Below are 17,043 nucleotides of genomic sequence, written 5' to 3'. Positions count from 1 at the left end.
ATATATTCTGCAATTCTTGCATACGGGCGTTTGCGGTTACCAATTGAAAAGGCGCGGACGAATCGTCCGCGCCTTTTTCGGCGGTTTCGCAGCTGCGGTCGCTCGGAGTGGCTCGTCCACCCGTCGAGAGCTCGTCCTGACTAGCGTCGGCTCAGAAGGCCGATCAGATAACCGATGCCTGCTGCGGCAGCGACCATGAAAATCGGCTCTTCTCGAACTCTCTCGCGCAACTGCTCCGTGATCTCCTGGGCTTCCTCCGCGACGACAGATTTCGCTCCCTGCCCCACAGCCGCCACGCTTTGTGACAGCTTTGCCAGATCTTCGCGTAAGGCTGCGACCTGGGCGGCAAGATCCTCCATTGCCGTTTCCGTTTGTGCTCGCGCCGAAGACGACTGAGTAGAGGCTGATTTGGTCTCTGCCATCGTGTGCTCCTTATGTTTCCGCATTGCTAGAACGCTGCCGCTTCTCAAAGGTTCCGGCATGGCTGCACCTCATCAGGCGATTTCCCCACTGGCTCTTCAATTCCGGTTCGGATTGTTCTAAGGAACTCCGATTGTTTCGCCTGCGGGCGAAGACTTGATGATGACGAGGTTTGCTTTCCGATGTTCGACGTGCTGAGAAAAATCGCCCAGACCTGGGTTGCCAAAGGTTTGTTGCTTCTTCTTGCGGCGGCCTTCGGCGTGTGGGGCGTCGAGCGGTCCCTTATCACGGGCGGTGGCAGCAATACCGTTGTCACAGTCGGCGATCAGCACATCGATACCAATGAGTTCCGCCTTGCCTATCGCCGCCAGATCCAGGCGATCAGCCAGCAGCTGCGCATGCAGATCACACCGGAGCAGGCTCGCGCCTTCGGCATCGGGCAACAGACGGTGGCGCAGCTCGTCGCCGGCGCTTCGCTCGATCAGCTCGCCGCTGACATGAACCTCGGCCTCTCGCAAGACCGCCTTGCCAAGCTCATCGGCGACGATCCGGCCTTCAAGGCTGCGAACGGTGCCTTTGACCGCCAAAAGTTCGATATGCTTCTGCGCAACAGCAACATATCGCCCGATGATTATATCAAGGAGCGCAGCAAAGTCGCGATCCGCAGCCAAATCGTCGAAGCTGTGTCCAACGGCTTTGTCGCACCGGCGGTTCTTGCCGATGCGGTCAAGCAGTATCACGACGAGACCCGCAGCATCGATTATCTGTTGCTGACCAATGCCAATATCGATCCCGTCAAGGCGCCGGCCGACGACGTGTTGCAGAAATGGTTCGATGGCGTGAAGTCGAAATATCGTGCGCCTGAATACCGCAAGTTCGCCTATGTGAAGTTGCAGGCCGAGGATATTGCCGATGTGGCAAGTGTCACGGATGACGAAGTGCGGGCGCAGTTCGACAAGCGCAAGGACAGCTTCACCACGCCGGCAACGCGCACCATCGAGCAGCTGACCTTCGCCAACAAGGATCTCGCCAATGCCGCAGCCGATGCGCTGAAGACGGGAACCACCTTCGATCAGCTCGTCTCCGATCAGGGCAAGAAGCCGTCCGACGTGCTGCTCGGCACCTTCACCAAGGATCAGGTTCCGGACAAGACCGTTGCCGAAGCGGCGTTTGCCGTCTCCAAGGAAGGTGGCACCACGCCCGTCGTGGACGGTTCATTCGGTCCGGTCATCCTGCGTGTAACCAATGTGAAGAACGAAACGGCCAAGAATTTCGACGACGTCAAGGAAGATATCCGCAAGCAGATTGCGCTCGGCAACGCTGCCAATGAAATCACCAGCGTCCACGACAAGTTCGAAGACCTGCGCGGCTCCGGCGCATCGCTGCAGGATGCAGCATCGCAACTCAAGCTGAAGCTCGTTACCATCGATGCGATCGACCAGACCGGCCTCGATCAGAATGGCAATGAGATCAAGGATCTGCCGGCCCGCCAGCAGCTGATCTCGGAGGTCTTCAAGGCCGATCAGGGTGGCAACCCTGCTCCCCTGACGGTCGGCAATGATGGCTACATCTGGTATGATGTCATGAACGTCACGCCCGATCATGATCGCCCGCTTTCCGAAGTCCGTGAAAAGGCAGTTGCCGACTGGACCGCCGAGCAGCAGAAGGTCGCGCTTGCCGCCAAGGCCGCCGAGCTGAAGCAGGAAGCGCAGAAAGGCAAGTCGCTCGCCGATATCGCCGCGCCGCTTGGCATCGCTGTTGAAAGCAAGACCGGCATCACGCGCTCGACGGATGATCCGGTTCTGGGTCGCGGCGGTATCGCTGCCGCCTTCTCCGGTCCGGTCGATACGGCCGCCAACGCTGTCGGCGCCGATGACACGACGCAGATCCTGCTCAAAGTCACCGATGTCAACGACAATCCGACGACCGATGCGCTGAGCAACGACGATCAGCAGGTGGCCCAGATCGCCAATGCTGCCGGCGACGACATCCTCGACCAGATAGTCGGCCAGCTGCAGTCCAAATACGCCGTAACGGTCAACCAGAGCCTCGCCGAACAGGCGATGTCCCGCTAGACCCATACGGGAGGATGGATCATCAATGACAGAATTGAAGCCTTTCCTCGCCAAGGTGGCCAATCGTGAGGCGCTGACGCGGGACGAAGCCCGGCAGGCATTCGAAATCCTGATGTCGGGCGAGGCCACGCCGTCGCAGATCGGTGCATTTCTCATGGCGCTGCGCGTTCGCGGCGAGACGGTGGATGAAATCGTCGGCGCCGTGACGACCATGCGCGCCAAGATGCTGCCGGTGGAAGCGCCTGCCGATGCGATCGATATCGTCGGCACCGGCGGCGATGGCTTTGGCACATACAATATCTCGACGCTGGCGGCATTCATCGTCGCCGGCGCGGGTGTGCCCGTCGCCAAGCACGGCAATCGTGCCCAAAGCTCCAAGGCCGGCACCGCCGACACGCAATCCGTATTGGGTATCAAGCTCGATATCGGACCTGAGACGATTGCTCGCTGCATTCGGGAAGCCGGTATCGGCTTCATGTTCGCGCAGCTGCATCATTCTTCCATGCGCCATGTCGGCCCCTCGCGTGTCGAACTCGGCACGCGCACGATTTTCAATCTCCTTGGTCCGTTGTCCAATCCTGCCGGCGCTCGTCGTCAGCTGCTGGGCGTCTTCGCGCCACAATGGGTATTGCCGCTGGCCGAGGTGCTGAGGGATCTCAACGCAGAGAGCGTCTGGGTCGTGCACGGCGACGGCTTGGACGAGATCACCACGACGGGCAAGACCTCCGTAGCGGCCCTGGAAAACGGCAGGATTCGTAGCTTCGAACTGACACCGGCCGATTTCGGCCTGCAACATGCTGACCTTGCCGATCTCAAGGGTGGTGACGGCGTTGCGAACGCCGCAGCCCTTCGCGCAGTGCTCGCCGGCGAAAAGAACGCCTATCGCGACATCGCCCTTGCCAATGCGGCGGCCTCGCTGGTCATTGCCGGCAAGGCGGAAACGCTGCATGATGGCATGAAGCTCGCGGCTCATTCGCTCGATAGCGGCGCCACCGCCGTTGCACTGGAAAAGCTCATTGCCGTTTCCAATGAAGAAGGACAGGACTAGGACATCATGAGCGATATCCTTAGAAAGATCGAGGCCTACAAGCGCGAGGAAATCGCCGCTGCCAAGGCCAAGCTTTCCCTTTCCGATCTCAAGGCCATGCAGGCTGACCAGTCCGCACCGCGCGGCTTTCACAAGGCGCTGCTTGCCAGGCAGGAATCCGGTGTGTTCGGCCTGATTGCCGAAATCAAGAAGGCAAGCCCGTCCAAGGGCCTGATACGCCCCGATTTCGACCCGCCTGCCCTCGCCAAGGCCTACGAGGCCGGCGGTGCGGCTTGCCTTTCGGTGCTGACGGATACACCGAGTTTCCAGGGTGCTCCGGAATTCCTGACGGCTGCCCGCGCGGCCTGCTCGCTGCCGGCACTGCGCAAGGATTTCATGTTCGACACGTACCAGGTCCAGGAAGCCCGTGCCTGGGGTGCAGACTGCATCTTGCTGATCATGGCATCGCTTTCGGACGATGACGCCGAGCGTCTTCAGGACGAGGCCTTCGGCCTCGGCATGGATGTGCTGGTGGAGGTCCACGACGCCGAAGAGATGGATCGTGCACTAAAACTGTCCTCGCCGCTGGTCGGCATCAACAACCGCAATCTGCGCACGTTCGAAGTAAGCTTGACGGTCAGCGAGAAGCTGGCGCCCATGGTACCGAAGGACCGGCTGCTGGTCGGCGAAAGCGGCGTCTTCACACACGCCGACTGCAAGCGTCTCGAGGCCGTCGGTATCAGCACCTTCCTCGTCGGCGAAAGCCTCATGCGCAAGGACGATGTGACGGCGGCAACCAAACTGCTGCTGAACGGCGAAACCGGCATTCTGGCGGCCGAGTGAGATGAGCACCGAGAAGGCTGCTCTCACGCATATCGACGCTTCGGGCGAAGCCAACATGGTCGATGTCGGCGATAAGGCCGAGACGGCCCGCAGCGCCACCGCGGCCGGTTACGTCAAGATGAAACCCGAGACTTTGGCGCTGATTCGCGACGGCAACGCTAAGAAGGGCGATGTGATCGGCACGGCGCGGCTTGCCGGCATCATGGCAGCGAAGCAGACCAGCAATCTCATCCCGCTCTGCCATCCCCTCATGTTGACGAAGGTTTCCGTCGATATCGCAGAGGATGCCGCCCTACCCGGTCTCCGGGTCACCGCGACGACAAAGCTGACCGGCCGCACCGGCGTCGAGATGGAAGCGCTGACGGCGGTTTCCGTCGCCTGCCTGACGATCTACGACATGGCCAAGGCCGCCGATCGCGGCATGGAAATCGGCGGAATCACTCTATTGGAGAAATCCGGCGGCAAATCGGGGGATTTCCGCCATCCGAGGGCCTGATATATGAGCCTGCTACCCGTTGTCGAAGCGCAAGCGCGCTTGTTGGACAGTGCCGCGCCGATCCACCGTGTTGAAAGCGTTCCGCTCGATATGGCCGAAGGCAGGGTTCTGGCCAAGGATCTTGCCGCCCGCCTGACCCAACCGCCTTTCGATGCCTCGGCGATGGACGGTTACGCGCTGCGCTTCGATGATGCGGCACTGCCGGGTTCTGAGCTGCAGGTCATCGGCGCCTCGGCTGCCGGCCATGCTTTCGACGGAACCGTCAGCAAGGGCGAAGCGGTTCGCATTTTCACCGGTGCGCCGGTTCCGGCCGGTGCCGATTCGGTACTTTTGCAGGAGGACGCCGAGCGCCTGGAGGGAGATCGCATCCGTACGACCTATCCCTTGCGCAAGGGGCAGCATATTCGCCCGCGCGGACAGGATTTCCTGGAAGGCGAATCGGTGCTTCCCGCCGGCACGGTGATGGATTTTTCGCGGCTCACCGTCGCCGCGGCCATGAACCATCCGGCCTTGGATGTCTACCGGAGGCCGCTGGTGGCGATTCTCGCGACCGGCGATGAACTCGTGGCTCCCGGCAATGAACCGGGTCCCTCGCAGATCATCGCGTCCAACACGTTCGGCATCGCTGCACTGGCCCGCAATGCAGGCGCGCATGTGCTTGATCTCGGCATCGTCGCCGACGACAGCGACGATATCACCGCCGCCATCGGCCGTGCGCAGGTGGCCAAGGCCGACATCATCGTCACGCTCGGCGGCGCTTCTGTCGGTGATCACGATCTGGTGCAGGCGACAATGGTGGCTGCAGGAATGAAGCTGGATTTCTGGCGCATTGCCATGCGCCCCGGCAAGCCGCTGATGGTCGGCAGCCTCGGCGACATGCATGTCCTCGGCCTCCCCGGCAATCCCGTCTCCAGCCTTGTCTGCGGCCTGCTCTTTCTCGAGCCATTGATAAGAAAGCTCGCATCCCTGCCGCCGATAAAGCGCGAAGGCTTTGCACGCGCCGCCATGTCCTTTGCGGCGAACGATCAGCGACAGGATTACGTCCGCGCAACGCTGACGAAAGCTGCCGACGGCGGCTGGCTCGCCGAGCCCTTCTCGAAGCAGGATTCGTCGATGATGAAAGTCTTTTCGCGTGCCGATTGCCTGGTCGTCCGCCCGCCACATGCCTCGCAGCTGGAAGTCGGTTCGCCCACTCCGGTCATATTCCTGCGGCCCGATCTGCTGGGCTGAAGGTCCCCCAGGAAAAGTGCAAGGCGGTTTCCGGCTCGACGTATCGGGATAATAAAAGCGGACAAGAAAAAGCCGGGAGGTTTGACCCACCCGGCTCGCTATCATCAGATCGATAGACCAACCAATTACTTCGCCGGCTTCTCATGGTGGCCGCCGAAGCCGGCGCGCATGGCAGAGAGAACCTTGTTGGCGTAGTCGTCATTGCCGCGCGAAGCGAAACGGCCGTAAAGCGCAGCGCTCAGCACCGGCGTTGGAACGCCTTCGTCGATCGCGGCCGAGATCGTCCAGCGGCCTTCGCCGGAGTCGGAAACGCGGCCGGCATATTGCGAAAGCGCTGCATCGCCGTGCAGGGCATCGGCCGTGAGGTCGAGCAGCCAAGAGGTGATCACGCTGCCGCGGCGCCAGACTTCCGAGATTTCGGCGATGTCGAGATCATACTGGTAATACTGCGGGTGGGAGAGCGGCGCGGTTTCGGCGTCCTTCTCCGCGTCTTGCTTGCCGATATTGGCATGGCGCAGAACGTTGAAGCCTTCGGCATAGGCAGCCATCAGGCCATATTCGATGCCGTTATGGACCATCTTGACGAAATGGCCGGCGCCGGATGGGCCGCAATGCAGATAGCCCTGCTCCGCCGTGCTGTTCTTGGCAGCCTCTTCCGAGCGCATTGCCGACGGAGCGACGTCACCGACACCGGGGGCAAGTGTCGCGAAGATCGGCGATAGATGCTGGACGGTTTCCTTTTCGCCGCCGATCATCAGGCAATAGCCGCGCTCCAGACCGAAAACGCCACCGCTGGTGCCGACGTCGACGTAATGGATGCCCTTCGGCTTCAGCTCTTCGGCACGGCGGATATCGTCGTGATAATAGGAATTGCCGCCATCGATGACGATGTCGCCCTCTTCCAGCAGCGGGACGATCGCCGCCAATTCCTGATCGACGATTGCCGCCGGCAACATCAGCCAGACAACGCGCGGCTTAGCGAGCTTCGATACGAAATCCGCGAGAGACTTGCTGCCGGTGGCGCCGAGCTGCTCAAGCCCGGCGATGCTTTCCGGACGCGCATCGAAAACAACCGCACTGTGACCGCCTCTCATCAGGCGCTGCACCATGTTGTTGCCCATACGGCCAAGGCCAATCATTCCGATTTGCATATGTCAGTCTCCTAGGACGGTTTTAATCGTTTGAATGTTCAATAGAGACATTTCGCAGCATTTTCCAATGAACAAATGACGGGCGAGCTATGCATAAGCCGGTCAGCGAAGGAAAATTCGCCCGTTCACGCATCTGTGATGTCGCCTGGTCTGACCTCCCGCTTTTCGCCATGATCGCGCTTTGCCGGTTTCGAGGAAAGCTGTATTTTGCGCTTCATTCATGTTGATGGATTTAGCATCGATCTCGGGTTCTTTGCATCATTCTCTTTAGGGTGGCGCTCACATAGAGCGTCAAAGGGGGCATATGGCTGCGTCTTTGAAACTACCGCTGGTTCCAGCTTCGTTTTTCGGCATGGTTCTTGGGCTTTCCGGTCTAGCCAATGCCTGGCGCGTGGGTGCCCGCATCTGGCATCTGCCAGTACTGATCGGTGAATTTCTGACCTTTATTGCGCTGGCCGTCTGGCTGGTGCTGATCGTGCTCTACGCTTTGAAGTGGATGGTGGCGCGCGAGGAGGCATTCAAGGAAGTGGCGCACCCTGTCCAATGCTGCTTTATCGGCCTTGTCGGTGTCGCAACCATGCTGGTGGCCGGTGGCCTGCTGCCCTATTCGCGTATCGGCGCCGAAACAATATTCCTGATCGGCGCCGTCTATACCCTGGCGTTCTCCGTCTGGCGAACCGGAGGGCTCTGGCAGGGCGAACGCGATATTGCCACGACGACAGCCGTGCTCTATCTGCCAAACGTCGCCGGCAGTTTCGTGACTGCTATTGTCGGCGCCGCACTCGGCTTTCCGCAATGGGCGCAGCTTTTCTTCGGCGCCGGCTTCTTCGCCTGGCTTGCTATCGAATCCGCCCTGCTGCATCGCCTGCTGACGGGGCCGGCGTTGGCCGCGCCGCTGCGACCAACCCTCGGAATTCAACTGGCTCCGCCGGCTGTCGGTGCGTTAGCCTATATCAGCGCCACACAAAGCCCTCCCGACATGCTCGTCCACGCAATGATCGGCTACGGCTTGCTGCAGGCCCTGATCATGTTGCGCCTCCTGCCCTGGATCATGAAAGAAGGCTTCAGCCCCGCTTATTGGGCCTTCACCTTCGGCGCGACCGCACTGGCAACCGCCCCCATGCGCCTTGTCGAACGTGGCGATGTCGGTCCAGTGACGCAACTTGCTCCCATTCTCTTCGTCGCTGCCAATATCGTCGTCGGTTTGGTCGCGCTGGCAACGATCTGGCTGATTGCCAACCGCAAACTTGTCATTGGTTGGGTCGAGCTTGCCGACCGCGACGTTGGCGCCGTTGGTCAGCGTTAATAGAGTTCAATCGCACTTTTGGAGGGTGATGTGCTTGATCATGTGACGATCGGGGTTCGCGATATCGAGCGATCGAAGATCTTCTACGACACACTACTGCGCTCCATAGGCATAGAACGCCTTTATGCCGAAGGCGAAAGATTTGCGGGTTACGGCATTGGCCAGAAGGCTTTCTTCTGGATCGGTCAGCGCGATGCTTTGCAAACAGGCACCCATATCGCCTTTGCCGCCCCAAACAGGGAGCTCGTCGATGACTTCCATCGGGTCGGGATAATCGCCGGCGGCACCGATAACGGTGCCCCAGGTCTGCGCCCTCATTATCATCCGAACTACTATGGCGCTTTCATTCTCGATCCTGATGGCCACAATATCGAAGCTGTTTGTCACCTGCCGGTGAGTTGAGCAAAAAGCGCCCTACGTCCGGTAAGGATGAGATCATGGTACCGGCAGACCGACATAACGCGCGCGCGGCCGAATGAGCCTACCGCTGGTCGCCTGCTCCATGGCATGCGCAAGCCATCCGACCGTCCGTGCCAGCGCGAAGATGATTAGCGGCGCATTCTCCGGGAGATGATAGGCGTGGGTCATCGCCGTCAGGGCGAAGTCAACATTGACGCGTTCTCCGACCAGCTGCTCGCCGACATCGCGAACTCTGGCGAAGAGCGGCGGCAGCGTGAAGCAGCCAAGCAACGCCTCTCCCCGGATATCGGCATCAGGATAAAGCTGATGGCCAAAAGCCGGCAATGGCCGTCCTTCCGCGAGATAGCTGCGGACCGCCTCATCCACCCCCGTCGTGGCTGCCCGCGCGATCAGCGTACGCACGCTCTGCCATGCACCGCCATGCAGCGGACCTGTCAGTGTGGAGAGGCCGGATAGAGTGGCGGCGGATAGCGTGGCGCCTGCGGATGCCGTGATCCTTGCGGTGAAGGTCGAAGCGTTCAGCTCGTGATCGGCAAGCAAGACGAAACTGCGGCGGATCATATCGGCGGCATCAGGGCGGTCCCAGGCAGTCGCGAGACGGCGATGCAGTGGTTGATCCCACGCGCCCGGGGCCAGGGCCTCAGCCACCGTACCAAACACGCTTTCGGCTTCATTTTGCAGTGCCGGAAGCGAACGCCCGAGTGATGGCAGATCGCTTGTTATGCGCTCGGCAAGCGCGGAGAAAGCACTATCCAAGGAAGGCGGCTTCCGCCACGCCTCGCTTGGATCGAATCGCAACGGCCGCTTCATGTCCCAAAGCAGCCGCGCGATATCTTCGAGGCTTGCGCTTTCGGCAAGCATCGCCACGTCCTTGCCGCGATAGAAAAGCCTTCCGTTCGAAACCGTCGACAGTGCCGATGGCAATACCGGATCGCCCCATTGAATGGCCTCGGCGGCCACCGTCTCGGTCTTGCGCCGTCCGGCGTGGCGGGTGGCCAATCGCTTGACGTCATCGGCAAAATAGAGGCTGCGCCGCGTATCCGTGGGATCGGCTTTCGCACGAATGCGCCCGCGGCTGACATTGGCGTAGAGCGTCTGTGATTTCGTTCCCAGCAGGTTCAGCGCCTGCTCTGCCGTCAGCCAGCTCATCGGTCCTCATATTGATCAATTGCGTCAAGATTGACGTCAATAGGAATAGATCCGATCTAATCGGATAGTCAAAGGAGAACCGTAATGAAAAGTGGTCTTGAAGATGTCATTGCCGCAGAAACCAAGCTGTCCGACGTCGACGGCGCTGCCGGTCGCTTGATCATCCGCGGCGTGTCGCTTGATGATCTGATGGCAACCAGCCGCTTCGAGGATGTTGCGGCGCTGCTGCTGGATGGCCTGTTTGACGAACATATCGACGCAGCTTCCCTCCGAACTCAGCTCGGCGCGGCACGCGTTGCGCTTTTCACGCATGTGAAGGCCGCCGATGCCGCTCTGCTCGCGCTACCACCCGTGGATGCTGTGCGGGCCTTGCTGGCGCGCGTGGCCGACGGTGAGGATTTCGCCACCGCGATCCGCCTGATGGCGGCACCGGCCGTTTTCCTGCCGGCCATCTTGCGATTGCAGAAAGGCGAAGCACCGATAAAGCCGGATGCATCCTTGTCCCAATCCGGTGATATCCTGCGCATGCTGACGGGTCGAAGCCCGACCGCAGAGCAGACCGCAGGCCTCGATGCCTATCTGGTGACGATTTCCGATCACGGCTTGAATGCGTCCACATTCGCCTCCCGCGTCATCGCCTCGACTCATGCCGGTCTGACCTCCTCTGTGCTCGCCGCAATCAGCGCCCTTAAAGGTCCGTTGCATGGCGGCGCCCCCGGCCCTGTCCTCGACATGTTTGACGGCGTCGGCAAACCGGAAAATGCCCGGGCATGGTTGTCTGACGCGCTCGATCGTGGCGAGCGGCTGATGGGTTTCGGTCACCGCATCTATCGCGTCCGCGATCCGCGCGCCGATGCGCTGAAGACTGCATTAAAGCCGATCTTTGCGAGCGGCCAGGCAGATGCTGGACGTATCGCGCTGGCGGAAGCCATTGAGGCGGCGGCGCTGGCGTTGCTGAAGGAGCGCAAACCGGATCGGCCCTTGGACGTCAACGTCGAATACTACACCGCCCTGCTGCTCGATGCTCTCGGCTTTCCTCGCAGTTCGTTTACCGGCGTCTTCGCGATCGGCCGCACGGTCGGCTGGATCGCCCATGCCCGCGAGCAGACGCTCGATGGGCGTCTGATCCGGCCGCAGTCGCGCTATGTCGGTCCGCTGCCGAAGGCGGCATAGGCGGTTTTATCAAGGAGACGGAATTTAGGCGGCCGCGGATTGGCGCGGCCGCGTCATGCCCTCGCGGATATGGCGGGCAAGCTCCAGCGCCTGCGGTGTTGCGCCGCCCTTCGGCAAATGCAGGTTGATTGAGAAGACCGGCAGCTCGGGCAGACCCTGCTCGCCGGTGAGGATATCGAGATCGGTTGGAACGGTCGAAGCGAGCCAGGCGGTGATAGCCAGATCCGTGCGCACCGTCGCCGTGGTCGCTTCGATATTGCCATTCTCAAAGACCGTCCGCCAGCGCAACCCATCCTTGCTGAGTGCGGCAAAGACCGATGATCGGAAGGCACAGGTATCGGCAACCATCGAAATCGGCAGCGGTACCTTGCGATGGGCATTGCCTGCCTTCGCTCCAACCCAGACGAGCCGCTCCACAGCAAGGCATTCGCCCTGCGACGTGCCGTATGGTTCCTCCGCCACACAGAGGTCGACGGTTCCCTTCCCCAACTCATCCAGCAGCTCCGGAGACGATGCGCAGATCAGAGAAATCTCCACCTGAGGATGGCGCTGGGCATAGGATTTCAGCACGGGCGCCAGCGTCGCTCCGACAAGATCATAGGGAACGCCGAGGCGGACGCCACCGCGAACAGTGCTTTCCGTCATGTCGTCCCAGATCTCGTCATTCAACGCCAATAGGCGGCGGGCATTGCCGCGCAGGCGTTCACCGGCCTCCGTCAGCCGCAATCCGCGCCTGTCCCGTTCGAACAGAGCGCAGCCGAGCATATCCTCCAGCCGCTTGATCTGCTGGCTGACGGCGCCCTGGGTCATATGCAGCATATTGGCGGCAATTGTCATGCTGCCCTGGTCGGCAACGGTGGCGAAGGTTCTGATGAGGGTAATATCGAAGTTTCGGATCATCTAAGCATTATAATTACTAATGCCTTGATCCTTCAATATTCGATTTCATGATGCCAGAGCTGCGCCTATGCCTTTTTCAATTAGAGAAGGGCTGGATATGACAATCGAACCTCTGCTGCCGCTGATACTCTTCGCATTGGTTTCCACCATAACGCCGGGCGGTGCGACCACGCTCGCGACTGCGTCCGGCGCGCATTTCGGCTTCCGTCGCTCCATACCCGTCATGGGCGGTTTTGCCTTCGGCTTGGGCTCCATGGCCTGCGCTGCGGCTGCGGGGCTCGGCAGCGTGTTGATGGCCCTGCCGATGCTGCAGATCGCCATGAAGACGCTGGGGTCCCTCTATCTGCTCTGGCTCGCCGTTCGGATCGGCAGAAGCGGCCAGCCGCGCGAGGTGGGGCAGATGGCGAGACCGACAGGCTTCCTCGCCGGCGTATGGATGCTCTGGCACAATCCCAAGGGCTGGGCCATGACGATGGGGGCTGCTGCTTCTTTCGCTGCGTTGGCAGAAAGTCCCGTCAGACTTGGTATATTGCTCGGTGTGACTTTCTGCCTTATCGCAGCCTTCTCGCTCGCCGTATGGTGCCTTCTCGGGCAGATGCTCGGACGTCTGCTGAAAGCGGCATGGCAGTGGCGCGCGGTCAATATCTCTCTTGCGTGCCTCCTGGTGATTTCAATCATTCCGATGTGGGGAGAATGAAACCAGGCAGATGGAGGCTGGTTTGATCACGGCCGGCTGCGCCAAAGCCATATGGTCAAGGTCCCGGCGCGACCACGCAAGCCTGTTTCGATCGGGCCATCGAGGCTGCCCTCATTGAAAGGCGCGCTGTCCTGACCGGCGGAAAGCAAAAGCTCATGGCTGATGGCGATTTCGGCGCGATTGCTGGCGGCGACCTCCATCAGCCGGCTTGCGACGTTAACGGTGTCGCCGGTTGCGGTGATCTGCTGTCGTCCTTCACCACCCAGCCGGGAGGCGACGATGGTGCCGCAATGCGCACCGATCTTGAAACCGATGCGGGAAGCGACTGTCTCCGGCAGTGCTGAGAGCCAGCCCTTCATCCGCGCGGCGAGACGAATGCAGCAGCGCGCCGCATTGGCGGGATCGCTCGGCTTCGGCTGCGGCAGGCCGAAAAGGATCATAGCTCCGTCACCCATGAAGCTGGTGATGGCGCCGCCGGATGCGGTTACCTCTTCATCGACGAGATTGTAGAAGCCGTTCAGCAGTTCCCGAACAGCTGCTGGGCCAATGGCCTCGCTAAGACCTGTGAAGCCGTTGATGTCGATGAAGACGACGGCCGCTTCCTGTTGCACAGGGCTTGCGAGAAAATCGGGATCGCGCGCAAGATGCTCGGTAAGACCGGGCGCCTCGATGCGCTGCAGGAGCTCGCTTTGCTCGGCAAATCGCGTCGCTCGCCTGCGGTCGAGCCAAAGCTGCGCAGCGCCAAATAGCAGCATTGGTGGTACGGTCGCAGCAATCGGCAGTGCTGCGCTCAGCCATATTCCATGCTTGAATGCGCTGACGTTGACTGCGAACCAGACAAGCATGACGCCGAGTATTGTTATCGGGCCGATGGCACTGCGCCGCCAGGAGAGAAGGGCAATGACGAGCAGCGGCAGGCCGACGGCGAAATAAAGGTCGATAAAACGGACGTTGCGGTCGCGTACCAGCCCGTCTCCGGCAATCAGATGCGTGATCGAGGTCGCGATAACCTCGACCCCAGGTAGAACGGGATCGAAGGGTGTTGGAAAGACATCGCCGCCGCCGGTAACGGTCGCGCCGATAACGACGATATGATCCCTGATCGCAGCCTCCGGCAAGTGCCCATTGAGCGCAGCACCGGCGCTGACGGTGCGGATCGTTCCGCGCGGACCGTAGAACGAGAGCGGCATGAGATAGCCGGTATCGGTCTGGATGGACCTGTCACCGATCTTGATATGATCGGAGATGACGGTTGTCTGCTCGTTGGTTGCGGTGGAAACGACACGCAGCGAAAAGGATGGTTCGATCCGCTCGCCGCTGCGAAACAGCAAAGGCACGAAACGCGGCGTGCCCGCCTTGTCGGTCTGCACATTGACGATACCATAGCTTGCGACGTCGGCGAACCGCTGCTGCGGTTCGAGGAATTGCAGCGCACTGGGCACGCGAGCGAGAGGTTCCTTGCTATCTTCTGTGACGCGCTGGCGGCTTTCGGGAAAGATGCCGGCTGCGGCCAGCACAACCTTGGTCCGTTTGAGCGATTGTTCCAATGCTGCATCGTTGGCCTCGTCGCCGGCATCGACCAGAAGCAGATCGAGCGCGACGGCTTTCGGCCCCAATGCGGCGATGACATCGATCACTTTGGCGAGCGTGGCGCGCGGCAAAGGATAGTGTCCCGCCATACGCGACGTCTCATCGTCTATGGCAATGATCGTGACGAGATCGGGTGGCTGGAAGCTGCCGCCGAGCGTATTGCGGAGGTTCGTGAGCGTCGCTTCGGCGCCGTCGACAAAGGGAATGTCACCGCGCAGATGCGCGACGCCCAGGCCCATCCCCCAGACGGCAGTCAAGAAAAGCGCAATCAGCGTCTGCAGCGGCGGTCTGCGCATGATGTCGGAATCTCACTGGCCGAGGCGCGCCATCAAAGCATTTATGCGCGGCTGTCCCCATTGGGTGACACGCAATGCGGCGCGCCCCCGGTCGGCGTCGACGCCTTGTCCTTGGCCTAGCGTAACCCCCTGCCCGGTCGATACCTTATTGACCGCGACCCGGCCGCGCAGGACAAGCACGGAGGTATAGCCCCGTTTCACGTCGACGGCCCAGCGCGTGCCGCGCACGGCGGCGATCGCCTGCGGCGTCACCACTTCGAATCCGCCCTTAACACGGTTGCGATCGACATCAACCAGTGCTGCCTTGCTGTCGAGTACGACAGCATCCGTCCGACCATCATGGTTTCGGTCTGCAAACCGGTAGTGAGCGCCACGCTCGACGGTGACGCTAAGCCCAGCTTCGCAATTCAAGACCTGGCGCGTCGTGCTGACGGCAGGCTGCAATGGGCAATTTGCGACGGCTTGTGCAGAAGCCGTGCCGGCGCTGACGATGCATAGACTGCCTGCTGCCAGCACTAGGCTGCGAACATTGCTTGCGTGGATCATGATTGTGGCCCCTCATCGCATGCGACTGGAGCCGCGGACGGCGATCTCCAGTCACGGTATGCCCGATCCCTGGGGCGATGATGCGTCATGAGCGATTGATCTGCAAGTTGTCGTAGCCTCTGGCTTTGTAGAGCACGGTCGAAACCAGCCAGCTCAGCAAGAAGATGCCGACGACGGCGAAGCCGAAATTGGCAAGGTTGTCGTTGAGTTCGCCGACGAAGCTCCAGAAGCTGCCTTCGAGGCCGAGTTTGTCGGCGATGAGCCCCAAAGCCTCGATACCACCGATGAAGACGGCGACGACAACTGAAGCCGCAGTGATGGTCAGATTGTACCAGAGCTTGCGCACCGGCTTGACGAAGGCCCAGCCATACGCTCCCGTCATCAGCGTACTATCCAGCGTATCCATCAGCGACATGCCGGCGGTGAACAGCGCCGGGAAGACGAGGATGGTCCAGAAGGACATGCCCTGTGCGGCTTGAGCGGCCGAAATGCCGAGAAGCCCGATCTCCGTTGCGGTATCGAAGCCGAGGCCGAAAAGGAAGCCGATCGGATACATGTGCCAGGAGCGGGTGACGACCTTGAACATCGGACGGAAGATGCGTGCCAGAAAACCGCCGCCGGCAAGCAGCGTGTCGAGGTCTTCCTCTGCGATCCGCTCACCCCTCTGCGCCCTTCTGAAAGCGGACCAGACGCCTTTAAGGACGAAGAGATTGGCAACGCCGATCAGCAGCAGAAAGACCGCCGAAACCGTCGTACCTATGACGCCGCCGATATCGTGGAAGGAATCGAGCTGGCTCTGCATGGCAGCCGCCGTTGCGGCAATCAGGATCGAGGCGATCACGACGATCGAGGAATGACCGAGCGAGAAGAAGAAGCCGACGGCATAAGGCTGCTTCTTTTCCTGAATGAGCTTGCGCACGACATTGTCGATCGCGGCGATGTGATCGGCATCGAAGGCGTGGCGCAGGCCGAACATATAGGCAAGAAGGGCAATACCAAGCAAAGACGGACGGTCTGCAAAAGCGACCCAAGCCCAGATCCAGGCGGCAATATTGAAAACGATCAGCAGCGCGAAGGTGAAGGCGATCTTCGCCCGCGGCCTTTCCGCGCGATCATCAAATGGATTGAGAATCATACTTTTGTTCCCGTTATGCTTACTCGCACAATGTCACGGAAACGAAAGCAGCGCGACAGTCGAATGACGTAGATGCCGAAGTTTTTCGCAGTGTCGTAAAAATGGGCAGACCCGTCTATGCCGGTTCTGCCCCTGGCGCTCAGTCCTTCTCGAACGGATACCCCTCATCGGCCCAGCCGGTCATGCCGCCGATCATGACCTTCACGCGCTTACCGAGTGTGCCCAGACGCCAGGCCGCCTTGTCGGTGCCGTTGCAATGCGGTCCGGCGCAATAGACGACGAAGAGTGTATCGTCTGGCCATTCCGCCATCTTCCTCGCGGTCATCTTGCCATGCGGCAGGTTGATCGCACCCGGGATATGCTTCTCCTGGAACATGGCCGGGCCGCGGACATCGAACAAGACGAAATCGACATTGCCCGATGTCATGGATTGGTAGACGTCGGAGCAATCGGTTTCGAAGCCAAGTCTCTTGGCATAGTGCTCAGCGACGAGACTGGGATCTGCAGCAGGAATTTCACTGACGAGGGACATGGAACGCTCCTTATTTGGTTCGGTGCATTCATGCCTGAGCGATCCCATGGTTGAAAT

17 protein-coding genes are annotated in these 17,043 nt (G+C 60.6%); 9 read left to right on the top strand and 8 right to left on the bottom strand.

The window, feature by feature from the left end; all coding sequences use genetic code 11:
• Nucleotides 1–140: 140 nt before the first annotated feature.
• Nucleotides 141–422: a hypothetical protein gene (locus AC13QY_RS29255; RefSeq protein ID WP_069612302.1), complete on the bottom strand. Its 282-nt coding sequence runs from the start codon at nt 420–422 to the stop codon at nt 141–143.
• Nucleotides 423–602: 180 nt separating this feature from the next.
• Here AC13QY_RS29255 and AC13QY_RS29250 point away from each other — a divergent pair, with 180 nt between their 5' ends.
• From AC13QY_RS29250 to AC13QY_RS29230, 5 genes are read left to right on the top strand one after another with little or no spacing between them, the layout of a single operon-like run.
• The gene (locus AC13QY_RS29250; protein WP_113352517.1) at nt 603–2,495 is read left to right on the top strand and encodes a peptidylprolyl isomerase; all 1,893 of its coding nucleotides are present in this window, start codon (nt 603–605) and stop codon (nt 2,493–2,495) included.
• 25 nt (nt 2,496–2,520) lie between these two features.
• Nucleotides 2,521–3,543 carry an anthranilate phosphoribosyltransferase gene (gene trpD / locus AC13QY_RS29245; protein WP_113330679.1) on the top strand — a complete coding sequence of 341 codons (1,023 nt, stop codon included), beginning with the start codon at nt 2,521–2,523 and terminating at the stop codon, nt 3,541–3,543.
• A gap of 6 nt (nt 3,544–3,549) precedes the next feature.
• Nucleotides 3,550–4,365, top strand: a complete 816-nt coding sequence (gene trpC / locus AC13QY_RS29240; RefSeq protein WP_113330678.1) for an indole-3-glycerol phosphate synthase TrpC — start codon at nt 3,550–3,552, stop codon at nt 4,363–4,365.
• A gap of 1 nt (nt 4,366) precedes the next feature.
• Nucleotides 4,367–4,861, top strand: a complete 495-nt coding sequence (gene moaC, locus AC13QY_RS29235; protein ID WP_113330677.1) for a cyclic pyranopterin monophosphate synthase MoaC — start codon at nt 4,367–4,369, stop codon at nt 4,859–4,861.
• Nucleotides 4,862–4,864: 3 nt separating this feature from the next.
• On the top strand, nt 4,865–6,091 hold the full coding sequence (locus tag AC13QY_RS29230) for a molybdopterin molybdotransferase MoeA (RefSeq protein ID WP_113352516.1): 1,227 nt from the start codon (nt 4,865–4,867) through the stop codon (nt 6,089–6,091).
• Nucleotides 6,092–6,216: 125 nt separating this feature from the next.
• Here the strand turns inward: AC13QY_RS29230 and gnd are convergent, their stop codons facing one another.
• Nucleotides 6,217–7,242, bottom strand: a complete 1,026-nt coding sequence (gene gnd / locus AC13QY_RS29225; RefSeq protein ID WP_069612206.1) for a phosphogluconate dehydrogenase (NAD(+)-dependent, decarboxylating) — start codon at nt 7,240–7,242, stop codon at nt 6,217–6,219.
• Between the two features lie 304 nt (nt 7,243–7,546).
• Here gnd and tehA point away from each other — a divergent pair, with 304 nt between their 5' ends.
• Together tehA and AC13QY_RS29215 are read left to right on the top strand one after the other, a co-directional pair.
• Complete coding sequence (gene tehA / locus AC13QY_RS29220; RefSeq protein WP_113352515.1) at nt 7,547–8,548, top strand: dicarboxylate transporter/tellurite-resistance protein TehA; 1,002 nt, start codon at nt 7,547–7,549, stop codon at nt 8,546–8,548.
• Nucleotides 8,549–8,578: 30 nt separating this feature from the next.
• The gene (locus tag AC13QY_RS29215) at nt 8,579–8,950 is read left to right on the top strand and encodes a VOC family protein (protein ID WP_113352514.1); all 372 of its coding nucleotides are present in this window, start codon (nt 8,579–8,581) and stop codon (nt 8,948–8,950) included.
• Between the two features lie 33 nt (nt 8,951–8,983).
• Here the strand turns inward: AC13QY_RS29215 and AC13QY_RS29210 are convergent, their stop codons facing one another.
• Nucleotides 8,984–10,117, bottom strand: coding sequence for a citrate synthase (locus AC13QY_RS29210; protein WP_113352513.1), 1,134 nt, complete (start codon nt 10,115–10,117; stop codon nt 8,984–8,986).
• An 84-nt stretch (nt 10,118–10,201) separates the two neighbouring features.
• Here AC13QY_RS29210 and AC13QY_RS29205 point away from each other — a divergent pair, with 84 nt between their 5' ends.
• Nucleotides 10,202–11,290, top strand: coding sequence for a citrate synthase/methylcitrate synthase (locus AC13QY_RS29205; RefSeq protein ID WP_113352512.1), 1,089 nt, complete (start codon nt 10,202–10,204; stop codon nt 11,288–11,290).
• 24 nt (nt 11,291–11,314) lie between these two features.
• Here AC13QY_RS29205 and AC13QY_RS29200 read toward each other — a convergent pair whose 3' ends face one another.
• Nucleotides 11,315–12,190, bottom strand: coding sequence for a LysR family transcriptional regulator (locus AC13QY_RS29200; protein WP_113352511.1), 876 nt, complete (start codon nt 12,188–12,190; stop codon nt 11,315–11,317).
• A 97-nt stretch (nt 12,191–12,287) separates the two neighbouring features.
• On the opposite strand from AC13QY_RS29200, the gene AC13QY_RS29195 reads away from it, so the two are divergent.
• On the top strand, nt 12,288–12,887 hold the full coding sequence (locus AC13QY_RS29195) for a LysE family translocator (RefSeq protein WP_113352510.1): 600 nt from the start codon (nt 12,288–12,290) through the stop codon (nt 12,885–12,887).
• Nucleotides 12,888–12,913: 26 nt separating this feature from the next.
• Here the strand turns inward: AC13QY_RS29195 and AC13QY_RS29190 are convergent, their stop codons facing one another.
• The 4 genes from AC13QY_RS29190 to AC13QY_RS29175 form a co-directional block, all read right to left on the bottom strand.
• A complete protein-coding gene (locus tag AC13QY_RS29190) occupies nt 12,914–14,773 on the bottom strand; it encodes a CHASE2 domain-containing protein (protein WP_269245344.1) in 1,860 nt (619 codons plus the stop codon).
• Between the two features lie 12 nt (nt 14,774–14,785).
• Nucleotides 14,786–15,319, bottom strand: a complete 534-nt coding sequence (locus AC13QY_RS29185) for a FecR domain-containing protein (protein WP_113352508.1) — start codon at nt 15,317–15,319, stop codon at nt 14,786–14,788.
• An 85-nt stretch (nt 15,320–15,404) separates the two neighbouring features.
• The gene (locus AC13QY_RS29180; protein WP_113330667.1) at nt 15,405–16,454 is read right to left on the bottom strand and encodes a HoxN/HupN/NixA family nickel/cobalt transporter; all 1,050 of its coding nucleotides are present in this window, start codon (nt 16,452–16,454) and stop codon (nt 15,405–15,407) included.
• A gap of 139 nt (nt 16,455–16,593) precedes the next feature.
• Nucleotides 16,594–16,986: a rhodanese-like domain-containing protein gene (locus AC13QY_RS29175; RefSeq protein WP_113330666.1), complete on the bottom strand. Its 393-nt coding sequence runs from the start codon at nt 16,984–16,986 to the stop codon at nt 16,594–16,596.
• Between the last annotated feature and the right edge of the window lie 57 nt (nt 16,987–17,043).

Source organism: Martinezella sp. CNPSo 3795 (genome assembly GCF_057784475.1).
This window is presented reverse-complemented; position numbering and strand designations above follow the sequence as displayed.

Bases quoted from the DNA above. Each gene is read 5' to 3' on its own strand.
- AC13QY_RS29255 (WP_069612302.1), bottom strand. From the start codon at position 422: ATGGCAGAGACCAAATCAGCCTCTACTCAGTCGTCTTCGGCGCGAGCA.
- AC13QY_RS29250 (WP_113352517.1), top strand. From the start codon at position 603: ATGTTCGACGTGCTGAGAAAAATCGCCCAGACCTGGGTTGCCAAAGGT.
- trpD (WP_113330679.1), top strand. From the start codon at position 2,521: ATGACAGAATTGAAGCCTTTCCTCGCCAAGGTGGCCAATCGTGAGGCG.
- trpC (WP_113330678.1), top strand. From the start codon at position 3,550: ATGAGCGATATCCTTAGAAAGATCGAGGCCTACAAGCGCGAGGAAATC.
- moaC (WP_113330677.1), top strand. From the start codon at position 4,367: ATGAGCACCGAGAAGGCTGCTCTCACGCATATCGACGCTTCGGGCGAA.
- AC13QY_RS29230 (WP_113352516.1), top strand. From the start codon at position 4,865: ATGAGCCTGCTACCCGTTGTCGAAGCGCAAGCGCGCTTGTTGGACAGT.
- gnd (WP_069612206.1), bottom strand. From the start codon at position 7,242: ATGCAAATCGGAATGATTGGCCTTGGCCGTATGGGCAACAACATGGTG.
- tehA (WP_113352515.1), top strand. From the start codon at position 7,547: ATGGCTGCGTCTTTGAAACTACCGCTGGTTCCAGCTTCGTTTTTCGGC.
- AC13QY_RS29210 (WP_113352513.1), bottom strand. From the start codon at position 10,117: ATGAGCTGGCTGACGGCAGAGCAGGCGCTGAACCTGCTGGGAACGAAA.
- AC13QY_RS29205 (WP_113352512.1), top strand. From the start codon at position 10,202: ATGAAAAGTGGTCTTGAAGATGTCATTGCCGCAGAAACCAAGCTGTCC.
- AC13QY_RS29200 (WP_113352511.1), bottom strand. From the start codon at position 12,190: ATGATCCGAAACTTCGATATTACCCTCATCAGAACCTTCGCCACCGTT.
- AC13QY_RS29195 (WP_113352510.1), top strand. From the start codon at position 12,288: ATGACAATCGAACCTCTGCTGCCGCTGATACTCTTCGCATTGGTTTCC.
- AC13QY_RS29190 (WP_269245344.1), bottom strand. From the start codon at position 14,773: ATGCGCAGACCGCCGCTGCAGACGCTGATTGCGCTTTTCTTGACTGCC.
- AC13QY_RS29185 (WP_113352508.1), bottom strand. From the start codon at position 15,319: ATGATCCACGCAAGCAATGTTCGCAGCCTAGTGCTGGCAGCAGGCAGT.
- AC13QY_RS29180 (WP_113330667.1), bottom strand. From the start codon at position 16,454: ATGATTCTCAATCCATTTGATGATCGCGCGGAAAGGCCGCGGGCGAAG.
- AC13QY_RS29175 (WP_113330666.1), bottom strand. From the start codon at position 16,986: ATGTCCCTCGTCAGTGAAATTCCTGCTGCAGATCCCAGTCTCGTCGCT.